19 protein-coding genes are annotated in these 15964 nt (G+C 44.9%); 8 read left to right on the top strand and 11 right to left on the bottom strand.

The window, feature by feature from the left end; translation table 11 throughout:
- Positions 1-71 precede the first annotated feature (71 nt).
- Positions 72-413: a pentapeptide repeat-containing protein gene (locus DSM107010_RS22820; protein WP_241994310.1), complete on the top strand. Its 342-nt coding sequence runs from the start codon at positions 72-74 to the stop codon at positions 411-413.
- Positions 414-865: 452 nt separating this feature from the next.
- Complete coding sequence (locus tag DSM107010_RS22815; RefSeq protein ID WP_106167561.1) at positions 866-1669, top strand: hypothetical protein; 804 nt, start codon at positions 866-868, stop codon at positions 1667-1669.
- A gap of 256 nt (positions 1670-1925) precedes the next feature.
- Here the strand turns inward: DSM107010_RS22815 and rph are convergent, their stop codons facing one another.
- Positions 1926-2654, bottom strand: coding sequence for a ribonuclease PH (gene rph / locus DSM107010_RS22810; RefSeq protein ID WP_106167560.1), 729 nt, complete (start codon positions 2652-2654; stop codon positions 1926-1928).
- 329 nt (positions 2655-2983) lie between these two features.
- Between rph and DSM107010_RS22805 the strand changes: the two genes are divergently transcribed.
- Positions 2984-3520, top strand: a complete 537-nt coding sequence (locus tag DSM107010_RS22805; RefSeq protein WP_015152355.1) for a P-loop NTPase family protein — start codon at positions 2984-2986, stop codon at positions 3518-3520.
- Between the two features lie 131 nt (positions 3521-3651).
- Here the strand turns inward: DSM107010_RS22805 and DSM107010_RS22800 are convergent, their stop codons facing one another.
- On the bottom strand, positions 3652-5067 hold the full coding sequence (locus DSM107010_RS22800; protein ID WP_106167559.1) for a CheR family methyltransferase: 1416 nt from the start codon (positions 5065-5067) through the stop codon (positions 3652-3654).
- 117 nt (positions 5068-5184) lie between these two features.
- On the opposite strand from DSM107010_RS22800, the gene DSM107010_RS42380 reads away from it, so the two are divergent.
- The 4 genes from DSM107010_RS42380 to DSM107010_RS22785 all read left to right on the top strand — a co-directional run bounded on the left by DSM107010_RS42380 (position 5185) and on the right by DSM107010_RS22785 (position 8747).
- Positions 5185-5319, top strand: a complete 135-nt coding sequence (locus tag DSM107010_RS42380) for a hypothetical protein (protein ID WP_258183880.1) — start codon at positions 5185-5187, stop codon at positions 5317-5319.
- Between the two features lie 65 nt (positions 5320-5384).
- Positions 5385-6356 (top strand): NAD(P)H-dependent glycerol-3-phosphate dehydrogenase, encoded by a 972-nt coding sequence (locus DSM107010_RS22795; RefSeq protein WP_051033319.1) that lies wholly within the window; start codon positions 5385-5387, stop codon positions 6354-6356.
- Between the two features lie 440 nt (positions 6357-6796).
- Complete coding sequence (gene sigC / locus DSM107010_RS22790; RefSeq protein WP_015152358.1) at positions 6797-8047, top strand: RNA polymerase sigma factor SigC; 1251 nt, start codon at positions 6797-6799, stop codon at positions 8045-8047.
- Positions 8048-8291: 244 nt separating this feature from the next.
- On the top strand, positions 8292-8747 hold the full coding sequence (locus DSM107010_RS22785; protein ID WP_015152359.1) for a Fur family transcriptional regulator: 456 nt from the start codon (positions 8292-8294) through the stop codon (positions 8745-8747).
- Between the two features lie 45 nt (positions 8748-8792).
- Here the strand turns inward: DSM107010_RS22785 and DSM107010_RS22780 are convergent, their stop codons facing one another.
- From DSM107010_RS22780 to DSM107010_RS22740, 9 genes are all read right to left on the bottom strand, one after another.
- Entirely contained in the window at positions 8793-9284 is a 492-nt protein-coding gene (locus DSM107010_RS22780; protein WP_106167558.1) for an SH3 domain-containing protein, read from the bottom strand.
- A gap of 157 nt (positions 9285-9441) precedes the next feature.
- Positions 9442-10956 (bottom strand): AAA family ATPase, encoded by a 1515-nt coding sequence (locus DSM107010_RS22775; RefSeq protein ID WP_106167557.1) that lies wholly within the window; start codon positions 10954-10956, stop codon positions 9442-9444.
- A gap of 11 nt (positions 10957-10967) precedes the next feature.
- Complete coding sequence (locus tag DSM107010_RS22770) at positions 10968-11477, bottom strand: YceD family protein (protein ID WP_106167556.1); 510 nt, start codon at positions 11475-11477, stop codon at positions 10968-10970.
- 82 nt (positions 11478-11559) lie between these two features.
- Complete coding sequence (locus DSM107010_RS22765; protein ID WP_015152363.1) at positions 11560-12078, bottom strand: Jag family protein; 519 nt, start codon at positions 12076-12078, stop codon at positions 11560-11562.
- A gap of 3 nt (positions 12079-12081) precedes the next feature.
- On the bottom strand, positions 12082-13233 hold the full coding sequence (yidC, locus tag DSM107010_RS22760; protein ID WP_015152364.1) for a membrane protein insertase YidC: 1152 nt from the start codon (positions 13231-13233) through the stop codon (positions 12082-12084).
- A 152-nt stretch (positions 13234-13385) separates the two neighbouring features.
- Positions 13386-13778: a PH domain-containing protein gene (locus DSM107010_RS22755; protein ID WP_015152365.1), complete on the bottom strand. Its 393-nt coding sequence runs from the start codon at positions 13776-13778 to the stop codon at positions 13386-13388.
- Entirely contained in the window at positions 13765-14178 is a 414-nt protein-coding gene (gene rnpA / locus DSM107010_RS22750) for a ribonuclease P protein component (protein WP_015152366.1), read from the bottom strand. The genes DSM107010_RS22755 and rnpA overlap by 14 nt, the downstream gene beginning before the upstream one ends.
- A gap of 150 nt (positions 14179-14328) precedes the next feature.
- Positions 14329-14463, bottom strand: a complete 135-nt coding sequence (gene rpmH, locus DSM107010_RS22745; protein ID WP_015152367.1) for a 50S ribosomal protein L34 — start codon at positions 14461-14463, stop codon at positions 14329-14331.
- 137 nt (positions 14464-14600) lie between these two features.
- On the bottom strand, positions 14601-15113 hold the full coding sequence (locus tag DSM107010_RS22740; RefSeq protein WP_015152368.1) for a DUF2808 domain-containing protein: 513 nt from the start codon (positions 15111-15113) through the stop codon (positions 14601-14603).
- Between the two features lie 122 nt (positions 15114-15235).
- Between DSM107010_RS22740 and DSM107010_RS39950 the strand changes: the two genes are divergently transcribed.
- Positions 15236-15496 (top strand): hypothetical protein, encoded by a 261-nt coding sequence (locus DSM107010_RS39950; protein ID WP_241994309.1) that lies wholly within the window; start codon positions 15236-15238, stop codon positions 15494-15496.
- Positions 15497-15964: the final 468 nt, after the last annotated feature.

Genomic DNA, 15964 nt, shown 5'->3' with positions numbered 1-15964 from the left:
CGTCTTTAGATATCCATCCTCATGGCTTGCCAGCTCTACCTCCTACTATTTTTTGAGCCGTCGAACTCACGTTGAGCAATACAAATTTTCAAAATATGGATTTGAAAAACTTTTATTTTCATACAGCTAACTTAAGTAATGCAGATTTTAGAGGTACTAATTTGAGTAATGCCAACTTATTTGGAGCTAATTTAGTTAATACTAACTTAAGTAATGCAAATCTGAGCAATTCACTTCTATGTTTTGTTAAGTGGGGCAACACTAACTTGAATGGTGCAATTGTCAAAGGCGCTCGTTTTGATGATGATTACTGGCTGTCTGAGACGCAGAGGCGTGATTTGATCGAACGAGGGGCAATTTTTATAGTTCACGATGAATCCAAAAGTTATCATACTGCTGAAGACTGTCAATAATCTGGATGAATATTTGTATAAACAATATTTTCTATTTTGAACGTGCAGCCACCATCCGATTGAAAGTATTGAAGCATTGCGTAAACATGATGTATAAATCTTTGCATCTAAGCGATCGCGTTAGGCAAATAAACTGAAATCTGGAATCTACTTATTAGATTCAACAGTTCATGCAAATCTTAACTTAAGTAAAAAAAAATGAAGTTTTCTCTACTAACTCTCTTGCAAAAACAGTTTATAAGAAATTAAAATGAATCGCCTATTTAGAATGCTGAGTTCCTATAAAACAGTAATATGTGTACTGCAATTTGCGGCATTTTAAATCTAAGCAGTTTTTATTTTGAAATGAAAAAATGACTGATAAATCAAGCTAATCAATCAACTATATGCAAACCATAATTCATTTTGTAAGATGCTCGTCTAGAGTGAAAATTCTGACAAAATCTTGAATTATGAAACCAATTCTGACAAATTTAGGTTTATTAGCTGTTTCCTTATTCCTAGCATCCTGTACGGGAGTGCAAGAACAAGCTTCACAACTCAAAGACAAAGCTAATCAAGCTCAAAATGTAGCTCAGCAAGCACAAGATGTTGCTAGCAAAACAACAACTGCGCTTGGCAATCTGGGGAATCTCAAAGAAACCATTCGTCCTCTGACTGATGGCGCAGCGCAAACTCTATCTGCTGTAAAAGCTGGTAACTTTACAGCAGCACAAACGGAATTTACTAAGCTGCAAGATGGCTGGAAAGGATTAGAAAGTACTCTGAAGACAGTCTCCCCCGATGCTACCAAAACGATTGGCGAGAAAATTACAACTATTGCCACAGATCTGAAATCGGGTTCGCCAAATGTGGCAAAACTCACGACAGAATTGCAGAGACTTTCAACTGCATTCAATAGTCTTGTAACTAATAGCACTTCTGCAATTGCTACTAACACTAGCACCACGGAGACAGCAAATAGCAATGCTACGGCTATTCAAAGCAACTTATTAGCCATGAAAGATGAACTGGCTAAGGCAACTACTGCTGTAGAATCGCAGGATTTTGCAACTGCAAAAACTGCTTTTGGTGCTGCTCGCCAAACCTGGTATGAGTTTGGTGGTAGCGTGAAACAAAAATCTCCCGATACTTACCAAAGGCTAGAAGCAGGGGTGCAAGATGTGAATTCTGGACTGAGCAAAGCACAGCCTCCACGAGATACTGTTTTGACTAGCTTGAAGACGCTTTCTACCGATTTAGACGGCGTGAAATAATCATTTAGTAAGGTGGGCGTTGCTCACCCTACTCTGGGATTCCTATGACAATATTCCTGTACAAATATGTAATTAGTAATGCGATCGCTCGTGATACTATATTATCAATTACCTAGATGGTTTACTTCATAATGGAAATCTAAGCATTTTTTTAAAAATCAAAAATATTCCCATTATAAAGTAAATACTACCACAACTGCGAACCATATTCTATCCCGCCCCCTTATGTTTTTAACCTATCAACAATAGCTTGCACCTAAAGATTGAAATCGCCCAAGGCTTGACGTTGTGCTGCTAGTAAATCTTTAATTCCAAGTTCTGCCAAATCCATAATTCGATCCAATTGAGTGCGGCTGAAACTACCTGCTTCGGCGGTTCCCTGGAGTTCGATAATTTCTAATTGGTCGTTCATGACCACGTTGAAATCGATATCGGCAGCGACATCTTCTTGGTAGTTGAGGTCTAGAAATGGCACACCTTCAAGCAAACCTACAGAAACGGCGGCGATTTGGTGACGGATGGGCGATCGCGTCAGATCTCCCCGTTCTAAAAGCTTGGCGATCGCATCGGCAAGCGCCACAAACCCGCCTGTAATTGCCGTGGTTCTCGTACCTGCATCCGCTTGCAATACGTCAGCATCTACGGTGACTGTACGCTCTCCTAATGCTTCTAAATCGAGTCCGGCTCTCAAGCTGCGTCCGATTAACCTTTGAATCTCCTGCGTGCGTCCAGACAGCCTGTAGGTTTCTCGTTCTTGGCGTTGGTGGGTAGCAGTAGGAAGCATTCTGTATTCAGCCGTCAGCCAACCCTTACCCGAACCTTCCAAAAATCTAGGGACTCCAGGCTGAATCGATACGTTACACAACACCTGAGTATCGCCGCACTGAGCTAAAACAGAGCCAGTGGCAAAACGAGTAAAATCCCGTGTAAAACTGATAGGACGCAGTTGATTTGCTAACCGATTATCCAAACGCTCCCAGGTCATGGTTCTTAGCTGTAGTGACCTAAATCAGAATACAGGGTCGAGCATACAGTTAACACTTTCGCTAGGCTTAATTTTTTGTAAACTTTTGGCGTGGAACATGTGGAGGGCGATCGCTATGCTGGGAAGTCAAAAGTCAAAATGCTGCAACAGAATCTCCGCCAACTGGGACTTATAGTAGCGATATTGCGACCCAGAGGATAGTTTCCTATTGACTAAAACATAGATGTAGTGTTTCACTAAGGAGTATTCTGCAAGACTACACTATATATCGCATATTGCAGTTTCTCCGAACTCAGCTTTAACTCAAGCATCTGGATAAAAGTGACTTTATGATTGCTCAGCTAGAGACCCCAACCGTTCATTCTCCTTGTCAACCACCATACACAGTTGAAGGATTAGTACAAGTCTTTACTTGCTCTCGTCGTACCTTTTTGACAAGCGTGATGGCACAGGCTTTAAGGGTTTCCGGTCAAGGGACTCCAGCGCTCATCGTCCAATTTCTTAAAGGTGGGATAAATCAGGGTCATTGTCATCCAGTTAAGTTGGGGCAAAACTTGGATTGGATTCGCTGCAATCTTCCCCGTTGCATTGACACGCCACAATTAGACGAATCCGAAAACCGTTCTTTACAAGAACTGTGGCAGCATACGCGCCAAGTTGTTTCCCAAGGGCAGTACTCATTGGTAGTATTAGATGAATTAAGCGTGGCTGTCGAATTTGGCTTAATCCCTCTGGCAGAAGTCTTAGATTTTATTCAAAATCGCCCCAAGCACGTCGATGTGATTTTGACTGGCTCGAATATGCCTCAACCCGTACTCGATGTGGCAGATCAGATTACAGAAGTACGGCGCAGCCACCAGATGTAAGTTTTTCTAGGCTAGAATGCCTGTGAATTTATTATATAAATAGTGCCTCCTAAAGCGCTATGTCGCGCGTTCGAGACGTACCAGTCCCGTAATTTAAGATATGAAGTCAGGCAGAGCGATCGCAATTGCCATCAATTTCTAAATTGCATATCTCTTTCGATAAATTGTATTTCTTGATGTAAGGCTTCTAATTCTTTTTGAGTCTCTTCCAGCTCGATACGAGTTGTATCAAGTGCCGTTTTTGTTTCCTGACATGTTTCCGAAGCTCTGGCTAATTCCGAATATTTGTATTCTAGTTTTTCTATGATTTGTTGGCGATCGCTGACATCGATGAACGTCAAGTTAACTCCCAGCAAATCATTATTTGTGCTGAAAACAGGTGCGATAAAAATATCGAGATACTTTGTTCCTTCTGAAGTTATCCACTTAATATTTTTCAAATTGACTGGACGACGATCGCAGTAAAATTTGCCGATCGCAACATGGGAACTCACTAACTTTCCGGGTAAAAGTTCTGAAAACGGAAGGCTCCAATCGGAGAGCGTTAATCTAAATAAAAAGTTTGCCTGTTCGTTAGCAGCAACTAAACGATTATTCAGATCGACCGATAGCTGAGCAAAAGGACTTGTCTCAAATGCAGCTTGCCAAAAGCATAGTTGGGAGACTAGTGAATCGCTAGCTTCCTTTAGGCGAAATTTAGGAGTGATTGAGAGGCGATCGCCTAACTCCAAATGTAGTCCTTTGATATAAATTCGATGCTTGATATTGTCTAGCATGAAAATCGGTCTTTGAGCGGTCAGTGTTTCATGCTTACCTAGAAAGAGAAAGCCGTTGTTTTTCAGCGCAAAATGAAAGCGAACCAGAATTCTTGCTTGGATATCTGGATTGAAATACATTAGGGTATTACGGCACGCCAGCAAATCGATTTTGGACATCGGTGCATCTTCAGCTAGGTTATTACAACCACAGATGACCCTACGGCGAAGTCTGCGATCGAAAGCATAGCCTTGCTCGGTTGGCTCAAAGTATTTCTTGAGTAAATCTGGAGCAAGTCCTTTCACTTCATTCGCGCGATAGACCCCTTGTCGTGCTTGTTGAAGGGCAACTTTATCCACATCGGTAGCATAGAGTTGAACTCGCTGCAAACACGACTCAATTCCCAAAGCTTCTGCAAACAAAATGAGTAAACTGTAAACTTCCTGCCCAGAAGCACAGCCCGCACTCCAAACGCGAATCGGTTCGTCAGGCTGTTTGCTAGCAATAATTTGAGGCACGATATTGCTGGCTAGATAATCCCAAGCTTCGCGATCGCGAAAGAAACTAGAAACGTTAATGAGTATGGAGTCTAAAAGCTCAATCCACTCTTGAGAATGGCTTTGCAAATACTGTAAATAGTCCTGATAGCGCTCAATGTGGAGCTGCTGCATTCGGCAAGAGAAACGCCGCATTAAGGTAGGGCGTTTGTAGCCTGTAAAGTCACAACTCTGGTTGCGTTTGAGGTAGTCTAATAACGCTTCAAAATCTCGATCGAGTTCGAGGGGCTTCATTAATAAATTTTAAAGTTTATCTTGGTAGTTTAAAATTCTTAATACAAAACTTATTGCGACTTCAGCGAAAATAGCCAGCCGATCGCTTGCTCCTGACTCAACTCCCAAACTTTCGACATGGAACGTCCCATTGTGGAGTTCGACCGAGTATGGTGTCTCTATGCTACTGACACTGACATTGTGTCGCTCTACCAGTTTTCTTTCGTTACCCTCAATAGACTGGGGCGGATCGATCGAGTTAACCTAGACTAGAGAGCGAGGCTCTCAGGTAAAATCCGCTCTAAAAATTGAGTCATAATTGAGATTTTAGGTTTGTGATTCATCCAAAATCCCAGTCTCTCGCTAGCGATCGCCAACACTCAACTCAAAATCCAAGATCGGTGGTGGTTCTAGGTGCTGGGGCTTGGGGAACGACGTTAGCATCTCTCGCAGCAGCTAATGGTCATCGCGTGCAAGTGCGATCGCGGCGCGATGGGGCAATTTCGCCTAGCGAGATCGAACGTGCGGATGTAGTTGTTTCTGCTGTCTCAATGCAGGGTGTAGCAACAGTCGTTCGAGAAATTCAGACTTTACCCCTCTTGCCGACAACAATTTTTGTCACGGCAACCAAAGGACTCGATCCGGTCACAACTCTCACCCCAGCCCAGATTTGGCAGGCGGCTTTTCCCGATCGCTCGGTAGTTGTACTGTGCGGTCCTAATTTAGCCAAGGAAATTCAACAAGGATTACCCGCTGCAACTGTTGCTGGTAGTACTGACGACAACGCCGCAGTAGCAGTGCAAGCAGTATTTTCTTCACCGCAGTTCCGCGTTTATACCAATTCCGACCCTTTGGGCGTAGAGTTGGGGGGAACGCTGAAAAATGTGATGGCGATCGCGGCGGGTGTTTGCGATGGTTTGCAGTTGGGTACAAATGCTAAAGCTGCACTCGTTACCCGTGGACTGACGGAAATTATCCGCATCGGCAACAGCTGGGGAGCAAAAACAGAAACTTTTTACGGTCTATCTGGTTTGGGCGATCTGCTGGCAACTTGTAACAGTCCCCTCAGTCGTAATTATCAAGTTGGATATCAACTCGCCCAAGGTAAAACCCTGTCCGCAATTCTCGCTCACCTAGAAGGAACAGCTGAAGGCGTGAATACGACTCAGGTACTCATGCAACGCGCTCGCCAGCAAGACATCTATATGCCGATTACGGCTGAAGTTTATCGTCTCCTGCAAGCGGAAATTACACCCAAGCAAGCGCTGGAAGCACTGATGCTGCGCGACCTCAAATCGGAATTATTGTAGAGGCGATGGTTCGACCGAATCGCTCCTACGTAAATCCACGCAAATTTTATAAAACTTTACGCGAGCGCGGCTGATTCTCCGAAATTTCTCAGGCAAAAATTGTAGTTTACACTGGGGTGCGATCTCACACATTTATCTTAAATCGCGTTTATTCTTGAAACGCTTATTTTGCGATACTTTTCAGCCTTTCAACAAGATATTGAAACCAAATTGCTGCTTTAAGTATCCGCAATCCTAACATCCGTAGCAGTATCAGTTCGTACTTGAATTCACTAGAAAATTTGGAGTTATTCCTGAAGTTAGTGGGCGCGATCGTCAAGTTTCCTCGTAAATCTAGCAGCAAGATGTTAGTTCGCCAAGATCGCTGGGAACAATAGCATCAGCAACAAGAAGCAACCGAGTGAAGTCTATTGTCACCTGGAGCAGTTGAGATAACCCCTATGCAAGCACTATCTTTTTACGCGGACGCAGCCTACGAACCCCAATCAGCACCCCAGCGCTTTCGGTCAGATTATCCAGAAGATGATACCGATCTGGGCGTAGATGACCTGCTGACTTTGGATATTGACTCTAACGAGCGGGAGAGCCTACAACCTGGTGTTACCCGTCGGACTACAGACCTAGTTCGTTTATACCTGCAAGAGATCGGTCGCGTCCACCTGCTAGAAAGAGATGAAGAAGTTTCCGAAGCTCAAAAAGTGCAGCGTTATTTGCGAATGCGGGCGCTGTGCGTCAGTCATGCAGCAAAGGACGACTCGATTATCAAAACATACATCACCCTAATTGAAGCCCAAGAGCGCCTGACCTCCGAGCTAGGACACCGCCCCTCTTTAGAACGATGGGCTGCTAGCGCTGGTATATCCGTGATGGAACTCAAACCCGCTTTGGCAGTTGGGAAGCGCCGTTGGGCTGAAATTGCCAAAATTACCGTCGAAGAATTAGAGCAAATTCAAAACGACGGGATTCATGCCAAAGAACACATGATCAAGGCGAATTTACGCCTAGTTGTTTCAGTTGCGAAAAAGTATCAAAATCGCGGTTTGGAACTGCTAGATCTGGTTCAAGAAGGTACTCTGGGGTTAGAAAGAGCGGTAGAAAAGTTCGATCCTACCAAAGGTTATCGCTTCAGCACCTACGCTTATTGGTGGATTCGTCAAGGTATTACCCGCGCGATCGCCACCCAAAGCCGTACCATCCGTCTTCCAGTTCACATTACAGAAAAACTGAATAAAATTAAGAAAGCTCAGCGAAAACTGGCGCAAGAAAAAGGTCGTACCCCTACAATCGAAGATATTGCGCTCGAATTGGAGATGACTGCGCCTCAAGTACGGGAAGTGCTACTGAGAGTTCCTCGTTCCGTATCTTTGGAAACAAAAGTTGGGAAGGAAAAAGATACTGAGTTAGGAGATTTACTCGAAAACGACAGTATTTCCCCTGAAGAGTTGCTCATGCGTGAAGCTCTCCATCGAGATTTACAGCAACTTTTAGCAGATTTAACCGATCGCGAACGGGATGTTATTTTGATGCGCTTTGGTCTGGGAGACGGACACTGTTACTCTCTAGCCGAAATTGGACGCGCTTTAGACTTATCACGGGAAAGAGTGCGTCAAATTGAATCTAAAGCACTACAAAAGCTACGACAACCCAAACGACGCAATCGCGTGCGGGATTACTTAGAGTCCTTGAGCTAACAATTTGAGCTAACAACATCGATCGGGTGAAGGATCGTGACCGTGTTTTTTACAACCTAGTTAGATTCACTTTCATTCTTCGTTCTTCACCTCTTCTGCCTATTTTTTAGCCAGAAGATTTTTATTATCTGTAAACTACGACTCTCTTTTCTTAAAAATCATTCTCAATAGTTATAGCTTGTTGACACTTCAACCAATAATTGACTATACTTATCAATTATTAAGCTTGCTTAAAAAGGTGGTTATGACTGCATACTCAGCTACCTCACTTAAGGCAGAACTCAACGAGCGGGGTTGGCGACTCACACCGCAGCGCGAAACGATCCTACAGGTTTTTCAAGAACTGCCTAGAGGAAAACATCTAAGTGCGGAAGAGCTTTACCAACAATTAGAAACTCAAACAGCAGGAATCAGTCTGTCAACGATTTATCGCACTCTAAAGTTAATGGCGCGGATGGGAATTCTGCGTGAGCTGGAGTTAGGAGAGGGACATAAACATTACGAGATCAATCAGCCTTACCCTCACCACCACCACCATTTAATTTGTGTTAGGTGCAATAAAACAATCGAGTTTAAAAACGATTCCATCTTAAAAATTGGCTCAAAAACAGCTGAAAAGGAAGGGTATCATTTGCTCGATTGCCAACTAACAATTCATGCTGTTTGTCCTTCTTGTCAAAGAGCGTTGTTGCCGATCTAGAATCTTGGTGTTATTGGTTGTCGGTTGTCGAGCGCAGCTTGCTCTTCACTGGATTTTCTCAATGTTACCTGCTTTGATCCAGCCTTCGCGATCGCTATCCGATAAGCGAACTCTTTGCCAATTTTTATCTGGACTTGCTTCTAAAACTACGATTTGTTGATTGTATTCCAACCCGCCGATGCGTTCAGCACCCGCTCCAGGCTCGGCACGGAGACTTAAGCCTTTTTCCCAAGACACCCTAGCTCTATAGGTTCCTGGCGCTAGAGGCTCAGTAGAATTAGTGTCAGAATCCGCTTTCTCGGTCGTAGATTCAGCGTTATTAGTATTATCGGGATTAGATATTTCAGGCTGTGCTTGCTGTTTCGGAGCAGGCACAGCTTTTGGTTTTTGGTTGAGTTCGTTAGCAAAAGTCGGCTTAGGCGGATGAGTTGTGACTCTATACATAAAATATAAAGCAACTGCGGCGCTACCACCAGCCAAGATCGCCAGCGCTAAGCTAACACCCAGGACAAATTTAGCTGCTCCTGCCAAAGTCATGGCGATACCCTACTATTGTCCCATAATCACTACAGCACGAATCCTAGCATAATCGTCTGAATGTAGTAGATTTTTTAATTATTGGTAATTGGTAATGGGTAATGGGTAATTGGTAGTTGCCCCTCTGCTCCCTGCTCCCTGATAACTGATAACTGTTCTACTGCAATTGCCGCTGAATTCGGTTGCTCAGGCTGCTGTGTTTAGAGGCAAGACGGGCTTTTCCAGCCGCTGCCCAATCTTGCAAAAACTGAATTTGTTCTTGGGCAGTACGGGCAAGGGGAATGATTTGACTCGCCGCCTCTAAAATGTCGTCAGTAGTAAAGTCTCGATTTTGACTGAAGCCGATGTGCATGGCTTCCACGATTGTTTGCTCGATTTCTGCCCCAGAAAAATCAGGAGTTTCGTAGGCAAGGCGATCGAGATCGTAACTTTTGAGATTATGCGATCGCAGGCGAGATAAATGGACGGTGAAAATTGCTTTGCGTTCTTCCTGAATCGGTAAACCAACAAAAAAGATTTCGTCAAATCTGCCTTTACGTAACATTTCCGGTGGTAAAGCATGAATATCGTTGGCAGTAGCAACGACAAACACGGGAGAAGTTTTTTCTGCCAACCAAGTGATAAATGTTCCAAAGACGCGGCTAGTCGTGCCAGCATCGCCTTTTGCTCCCAACCCGGCAAAAGCTTTATCAATCTCATCTACCCAGAGAATACAGGGAGATAGAGCTTCTGCGACTTGAATCATTTGTCGGGTGCGAGATTCCGATTCTCCGACCAAACCACCGAATAATCGCCCCACGTCCAAGCGTAACAAAGGTAAGTGCCAGTGATGGGCGATCGCCTTAGCTGTTAGCGATTTACCCGTTCCCTGAATTCCAACTAACATCAGTCCGCGTGGATGGGGTAAACCATATGCCCTAGCGCGTTCGCTAAATGCTCCACCCCGACGTAACAACCAATCTTTGAGATTGTCTAAACCGCCAATATCCGAAATTTTTTCAGTGGCAGGGTAAAAGTCAAGAATTTGAGTTTGGCGAATGGTCTGGCGCTTTTCTTCCAAAACCAATTCGACATCTTCCGGTTGAATCTCTCCGTGAGAGGCGATCGCTCTTGCTAGTACCCGCCGAATCCGTTCGATCGATAATCCTTGGCACGAACGCACGAGTTCATCTACCGTTTTAGCCTCTAAAGATTGCCCTGTGGCTGCCAAAAGGCGTTCTACCTCCAACTTAATCTCAGCGGCTGCGGGTAGGGGAAATTCTAAAATGGTTAAAACTTCACCCAATTCTTCCGTAGTGACGATTCGTGGCGACAGCAAGACGATATTTTTCGGTTGCGATTTGAGTACCCGCGCTAAGTTGCGGAGTTTGCGCGACACGGAAACATCTTCTAAAAAGCGATGAAAATCACGCAAAATAAAAACTGCCGGAGCCGAAGCAGGCAGTTTCTCGACAAATTCTAGAGCTTGTAGAGGATTGCGACGACCGAAACCAGCATCGTTAGGATTACCTTGGTAGCCATCGACAAAATCCCAAGTATAGACAGCGCGATTTCCTTGGATGCGGGCTTCTTCCCGAATTGCTACTTCGGCTCGTTCTTCCTCATAGGTAGGAATATAGACGATTGGGTAGCGGGCGCGTAGCAACAGTGCAAACTCTTCGCGGAAGCTCATATCAGGTGTCCCTAATTAGACAAGTGATTTTTCAAGGATTCTAAAGATGCCCAGCGGCGATCGCTTGATGGTTCTGACGGTTCTTCTGGCTGCGGCGATAGTTGAATGCCCTGACACAGACTGTCACACAACTGACGCTGAGGCATGGCTAGACATAACTGCTGGTACAACCACTCCCCAGGATCGAAATGATCTGTAGGCTGTAAAGTTTCGACCAGATCTTCAAATGCGACTTCTAACTCGATCGCAGTTTCTTCTTTACCTGCTTCTGGATCTAGCCAAATAATTTCTGAAGCTTCTACTTTCAGGCGATGGTTGTACTGTTGCAAACAGCGATGGCAAGTTAAGGTAACGATGGTTTCTACCTGAGCTGAAACCTCTAAGTAGTTGCCACCGTGTTGCACGCGCACCTGGCCACGCACCGGAGTTAGGGTGTCTAGATCGGGTAAGAACTCATCAACCTCGATGACCCTAGTTTTTTGCGGTGCTGTGGTCAGATGAGGAATGTAAATTGCCTCCATAGGGCTTGCCAAGTTGTAGATTAAATAATCTCAAATCCTCAATTCCGAATTCCGAATTCCGAATTCCGAATTCATTTCCAGTCTAACTACTACCGATCGTGCGAATCACCAACTGACGATGCGGTTCTTTGCCACGACTGAAACTTTCTAAATCGGGAAAATCCTTCAAAAAAGTATGAATTTGCCTCCTTTCAGCGGACGAAAGAGATTTGATCTCCACCTCTTGTCCTGTGGTACGGACTTGTTCTATCGCTGAGGTGGCGATCGCTTGAATTTCTGCTTGTCGCCGCAAACGATAGCCATCCAGCTCAATTATATAAGCGGCTTGCCGTTCCTGAGGTTGGTTTAAATTCAGGGTAGCATTAGCAAGATACTGAATGGCATCTAGAACCGAACCTTCCGCACCAATCAAAGCTTGGACTTGCTCTGGTGGTAAACTAGTTTGCTCGATTGTCAGCCAATAACTATCGTGTTCTTCTGGGTCGCTGTTTGCTGTCTTTGGGGTTTGCAGTTTAGCTGTAACTTGAGTAGAGACTCCTGACAGTTGCAGGAGTTGCTCTAGCCATTGCTGACCCCGCTGCCCGATCTGCTCGTCACTCATGATTTAGCCTGAAGGTTTCTCTTTTTTCTTCCGCCCTGGTTCAAAAGGAAGCGACTGACGACCTGCATCGTCTCCTGCTTTAGCATCTGCTGCTTCGACAAGCTTTTGTAAGTTTTCTGGCAGGGGTTCGCGGGAAACAATGTATGTCTGGAGTGTTTGGAATATATTCGCAATCAGCATGTACATCAACACGCCAGCAGGTAGCGGGAAGAACAAAAACATCCCTGAGAAAATAATTGGGGTGATCTTGTTGACTGTATCTTGTTGGGGATTGTTAGAGGTAGAACCTTGACCGGATAGCACTTGGTTGAGATAGAGACTTAGACCAAAACCAATCACCATTGCCACAATATCCCAATGGATCGTTCCGTCTTCATCAAAAGCGCCAACTCTGCCGAGGGCATCAATAAATAAAAAGCCCTTGTTAGCTGCAAGTCCAGGGATTGTTGCTTGAATTGTCACATCACCTGGTTGGAGGGCTTCGATAGTACCGTTTTCATCAATTTTTATCCTTTCTTCCCCTTTAGTGACTTTCCATTTGGGGACGAGATTGGTGTCGGGATACTCTGCTGCTAGGGCTGAGAAAGGCTTGCCCTCTGGAGTTTGAAAATCAATTTTAGTTTTGTCCCCGACCACCAATTTATTACCACTGGGCAAGATCGCCGCAACGCGAGCGTGAACGCCATCGGTAATGTAAATGTTTTGCGGCGGAGTGGTAAAAGCCTGCGGCTGAATGCGTTCGATCTGTTCTTGGGGAAAGACTTGCAGGTTGACGTTGTAGTTGATATCCGAAAACGGCGAGCCCCGCAGCGTCGCGAATAGGGCGAACAGTACGGGCATTTGCAGCAAGACTGGCAAACATCCTGCCAATGGATTGCCAAATTCTTTGTAAACAGCGCCCATTTCCTCCTGCATTTTGGCAGGATTGTCTTTATAACGCTCTTGAATCTCTTTGACGCGCTTTTGCATCAAAGGTTGAGTAACTCGCGTGCGGCGCATTGTCCGAATCGATCCGGCACTCAGCGGATAGAGCGCAAAGCGAATCACCAGTGTCAAGGCTACGATCGCCAACCCGTAGCTCGGCACGATCCCATAGAAAAAATCTAGGATCGGCAACATGACGTTGTTGGAAAGAAACCCTATACCAAAATCCATTATCTTGAAGTCAACCTGAAATAATTTGTCATTCGTCTGAATCTAATCTATCCGATTTTAGTCATCGGTCATTTGTCATCAGTCATTTGCCAACCAATGACAAGCGATCGATAACTAACAACAGAGAACTACTAATTGCTTACATAATATTCTCAAGTTGTAGCTTTGGTTTTGACTTGAGGATTTTTTTCGGCTGCCTTTTCGCTGATATAGTCGTATAGTTCGCGGAATTTGGGAACCGATCGCATTTCCAAACGGCTACCGTTTCTTAAAGTTAGTACCATATCGCCCCATAAACCGAAGCCACGCGGCACTTTCACAATTTTGACAATTTCAGCATAAATGATATCGGTGCGATCGCGCCCCATCCAGCCGCCTGTAACAGAAATACGGCGATTTGTGATGCGGTAGCGCAACCACAATGCCCGTACAATTGCACCAACTGTTAAGGGGATACCAATCAGCGTCAGCCCGATGAGCAGGTTAATAATTAGATCCCCAACGTGAGGACCACCTTCGTAGTAAACTTCTTCACGAATTCCCATTAAGCACCTCGGCTGCTACCAATAACTGCTCTAATTCTTGCAGAAATTGTTTGGTTACGCACTCCTGTCGTGCTGCTGATGGGTGAACGATAACTACCAGTAACCATCCAGGTGAAATTCGCGGCAATAGACAGCGAAAGGCAACCCGCAGTTGTCGCTTAATCCGATTGCGAACGACTGCTTTTTTACTCACTTTTGTGCTGATGGAAATACCGATCCGTGTAGGCGCACCTACTTTATGCGTAGCTGTGGCTAGCTTGCCATCTGCTACTGAAGTTGTGGCATTTTGCATTCGCAAAGCTCTCAAAGTCATGCGATCGCTGTTGCGCCGTATTCCAGCTCGAAATACGGCGCGAAAGTCTTCTCTACTTGAGAGCCGATTTACTTTTGACAAACCCAAATGACCAGTTATCAGTGAAGAACGGGAGTAGGGAGCAGGGAGCAGGGAGTAGGGAAAAGTTGTCAGCAGCTAGTTAATTGTCTCTTGCAAAAGCGCCAATTACCAATTACCACTCACTACTCACTGATTCAGCCACTTCTATTAGGGACTTTAGACAGTGAGGCGATGACGACCTTTTCTGCGGCGCGCTCTAATCACGTTTTGTCCGTCGGGGGTACGCATCCGAGCGCGAAACCCAGATGTTCTCTTTCTTTTGCGGTTAGTACCTTCCAGCGTGCGTTTCATAAATCTGCTCTCTCAGTTATTCGGAATTTTTAGCTAAAAAAGTCACAATCTGCAATTTTAGCATGAAACCTTCGTAACCAGATAGTTGTTGTAGAGACGTTACGAGTAACGTCTCTACAACAACCGCCGATCGCCGATTAACTGATAGTAACGATCCACGTTCCCAGATAGCGCAGTAGCGGTACGTCTCCAGGTGTTTGAATCTGACAGTTAAAGTAGAAAGTACCACCAGAGCTAGGATTTTTCACGTTCGAGAAGACCAATTCCACTCTGCTACCAGCTGGAACGGGTTCTTTAGGATAAATATCGACTTTATGATTTTCCTTATCCCAAACAACTTCTTGCAACGGCACTTTATCGCCTTTAATCCGCACCTCAATCCGATCGGTGTCAAATTTACCTTTAAAATAGTCCGGGTAGGAAATAGAAAACTGCGATACTGCCAAGTTCAGCTTTTTCTGTGGAATTCTCAACCGATAGCGATCCCAGCCGCTAGTTTGTCCGCCAAAGTCTAATTTGTAGGGGAGTTGATTCTCGCGCTTTACGCCACTCCAGAGAGTAAATCCTGATGTACCCTGAGCGGATGATACAAGGGGCAACCCAGTTAGTAATAAGCCAGAAACGGCGATCGAGGCAAGTAGGCGACGCATAAAATCTCCTTCGGACAACAATTGTAATGAGCCGCACTCCTCACAAGCAAGAATAGTGCGTTACTAAGTCTAATTTACTAGAACTCGCTCGCTCTCTACAGACGCTGCGTGTTAGTTATTAGTTGCAGTTGTCAGGGAGCAGGGAGTCGGGAGTCGGGAGCAGGGAGCAGGGAGCAGGGGGACAAGGGGGACAAGGGCGACAAGGGCGACAAGGGGGACAAGGGGGACAAGGGCGACAAGGGCGACAAGGGGGACAAGGGAGACAAGGGGGACAAGGGGGACAAGGGAGACAAGGGCGACAAGGGGGACAAGGGGGAAAAAATTCTCCCTTGTGTCCTCCCACACTTCCCACCCCCCATTCTTTACTGGTCACTGATAACTGACAATTGCTCGCTCAATTACGAATTACAAATTACAAATTACGAAATATAAACTTTTTGTTATAAAAATTGAGTTGTTGAGTCACACAATTGATAGTTGTCTACGCTACAGTCATCAAGATACCTTTTGAGCAAGTTTTATTTAATAGTTTTATCTTAGTTCTAGACAAAACCCGAACAAAACGCAGACTAAATCGGGTGCTATTACAATTGCTTGATATGTTAAGAAAAAAGATTACAGCAGGCTTGTCAGCAGAGGTAGTCATTCACTTTCATCTGGCAATTCCTAAAAGAAGTTAAAGAGGTAGATCTCAGCTTTGAAGCGCAACATAAGATCGAAAAAATGTGAGGATCGATCGCAAGATCTGCAATTTTTGCATTGTTATGATGCCCAAAATAGATTGCAATTGGTAAAAGAGGAGTAGGGAGATTAAGTATTACTCGATCGCGAGAAAACTGCTAACAAAGCGC

The sequence above is a fragment of the Chroococcidiopsis cubana SAG 39.79 genome (assembly GCF_003991895.1).
Taxonomy (GTDB): Bacteria; Cyanobacteriota; Cyanobacteriia; order Cyanobacteriales; family Chroococcidiopsidaceae; genus Chroococcidiopsis; species Chroococcidiopsis thermalis.
The sequence above is the reverse complement of the archived record's forward strand: the minus strand, read 5'-3'. Positions and strand labels throughout refer to the sequence as shown.

Coding starts and splice junctions, on each gene's coding strand:
- DSM107010_RS22815 (WP_106167561.1), top strand. CDS start 866: ATGAAACCAATTCTGACAAATTTAGGTTTATTAGCTGTTTCCTTATTC.
- rph (WP_106167560.1), bottom strand. CDS start 2,654: ATGACCTGGGAGCGTTTGGATAATCGGTTAGCAAATCAACTGCGTCCT.
- DSM107010_RS22805 (WP_015152355.1), top strand. CDS start 2,984: ATGATTGCTCAGCTAGAGACCCCAACCGTTCATTCTCCTTGTCAACCA.
- DSM107010_RS22800 (WP_106167559.1), bottom strand. CDS start 5,067: ATGAAGCCCCTCGAACTCGATCGAGATTTTGAAGCGTTATTAGACTAC.
- DSM107010_RS42380 (WP_258183880.1), top strand. CDS start 5,185: ATGGAACGTCCCATTGTGGAGTTCGACCGAGTATGGTGTCTCTATGCT.
- sigC (WP_015152358.1), top strand. CDS start 6,797: ATGCAAGCACTATCTTTTTACGCGGACGCAGCCTACGAACCCCAATCA.
- DSM107010_RS22785 (WP_015152359.1), top strand. CDS start 8,292: ATGACTGCATACTCAGCTACCTCACTTAAGGCAGAACTCAACGAGCGG.
- DSM107010_RS22780 (WP_106167558.1), bottom strand. CDS start 9,284: ATGACTTTGGCAGGAGCAGCTAAATTTGTCCTGGGTGTTAGCTTAGCG.
- DSM107010_RS22775 (WP_106167557.1), bottom strand. CDS start 10,956: ATGAGCTTCCGCGAAGAGTTTGCACTGTTGCTACGCGCCCGCTACCCA.
- DSM107010_RS22770 (WP_106167556.1), bottom strand. CDS start 11,477: ATGGAGGCAATTTACATTCCTCATCTGACCACAGCACCGCAAAAAACT.
- DSM107010_RS22765 (WP_015152363.1), bottom strand. CDS start 12,078: ATGAGTGACGAGCAGATCGGGCAGCGGGGTCAGCAATGGCTAGAGCAA.
- yidC (WP_015152364.1), bottom strand. CDS start 13,233: ATGGATTTTGGTATAGGGTTTCTTTCCAACAACGTCATGTTGCCGATC.
- DSM107010_RS22755 (WP_015152365.1), bottom strand. CDS start 13,778: ATGGGAATTCGTGAAGAAGTTTACTACGAAGGTGGTCCTCACGTTGGG.
- rpmH (WP_015152367.1), bottom strand. CDS start 14,463: ATGAAACGCACGCTGGAAGGTACTAACCGCAAAAGAAAGAGAACATCT.
- DSM107010_RS22740 (WP_015152368.1), bottom strand. CDS start 15,113: ATGCGTCGCCTACTTGCCTCGATCGCCGTTTCTGGCTTATTACTAACT.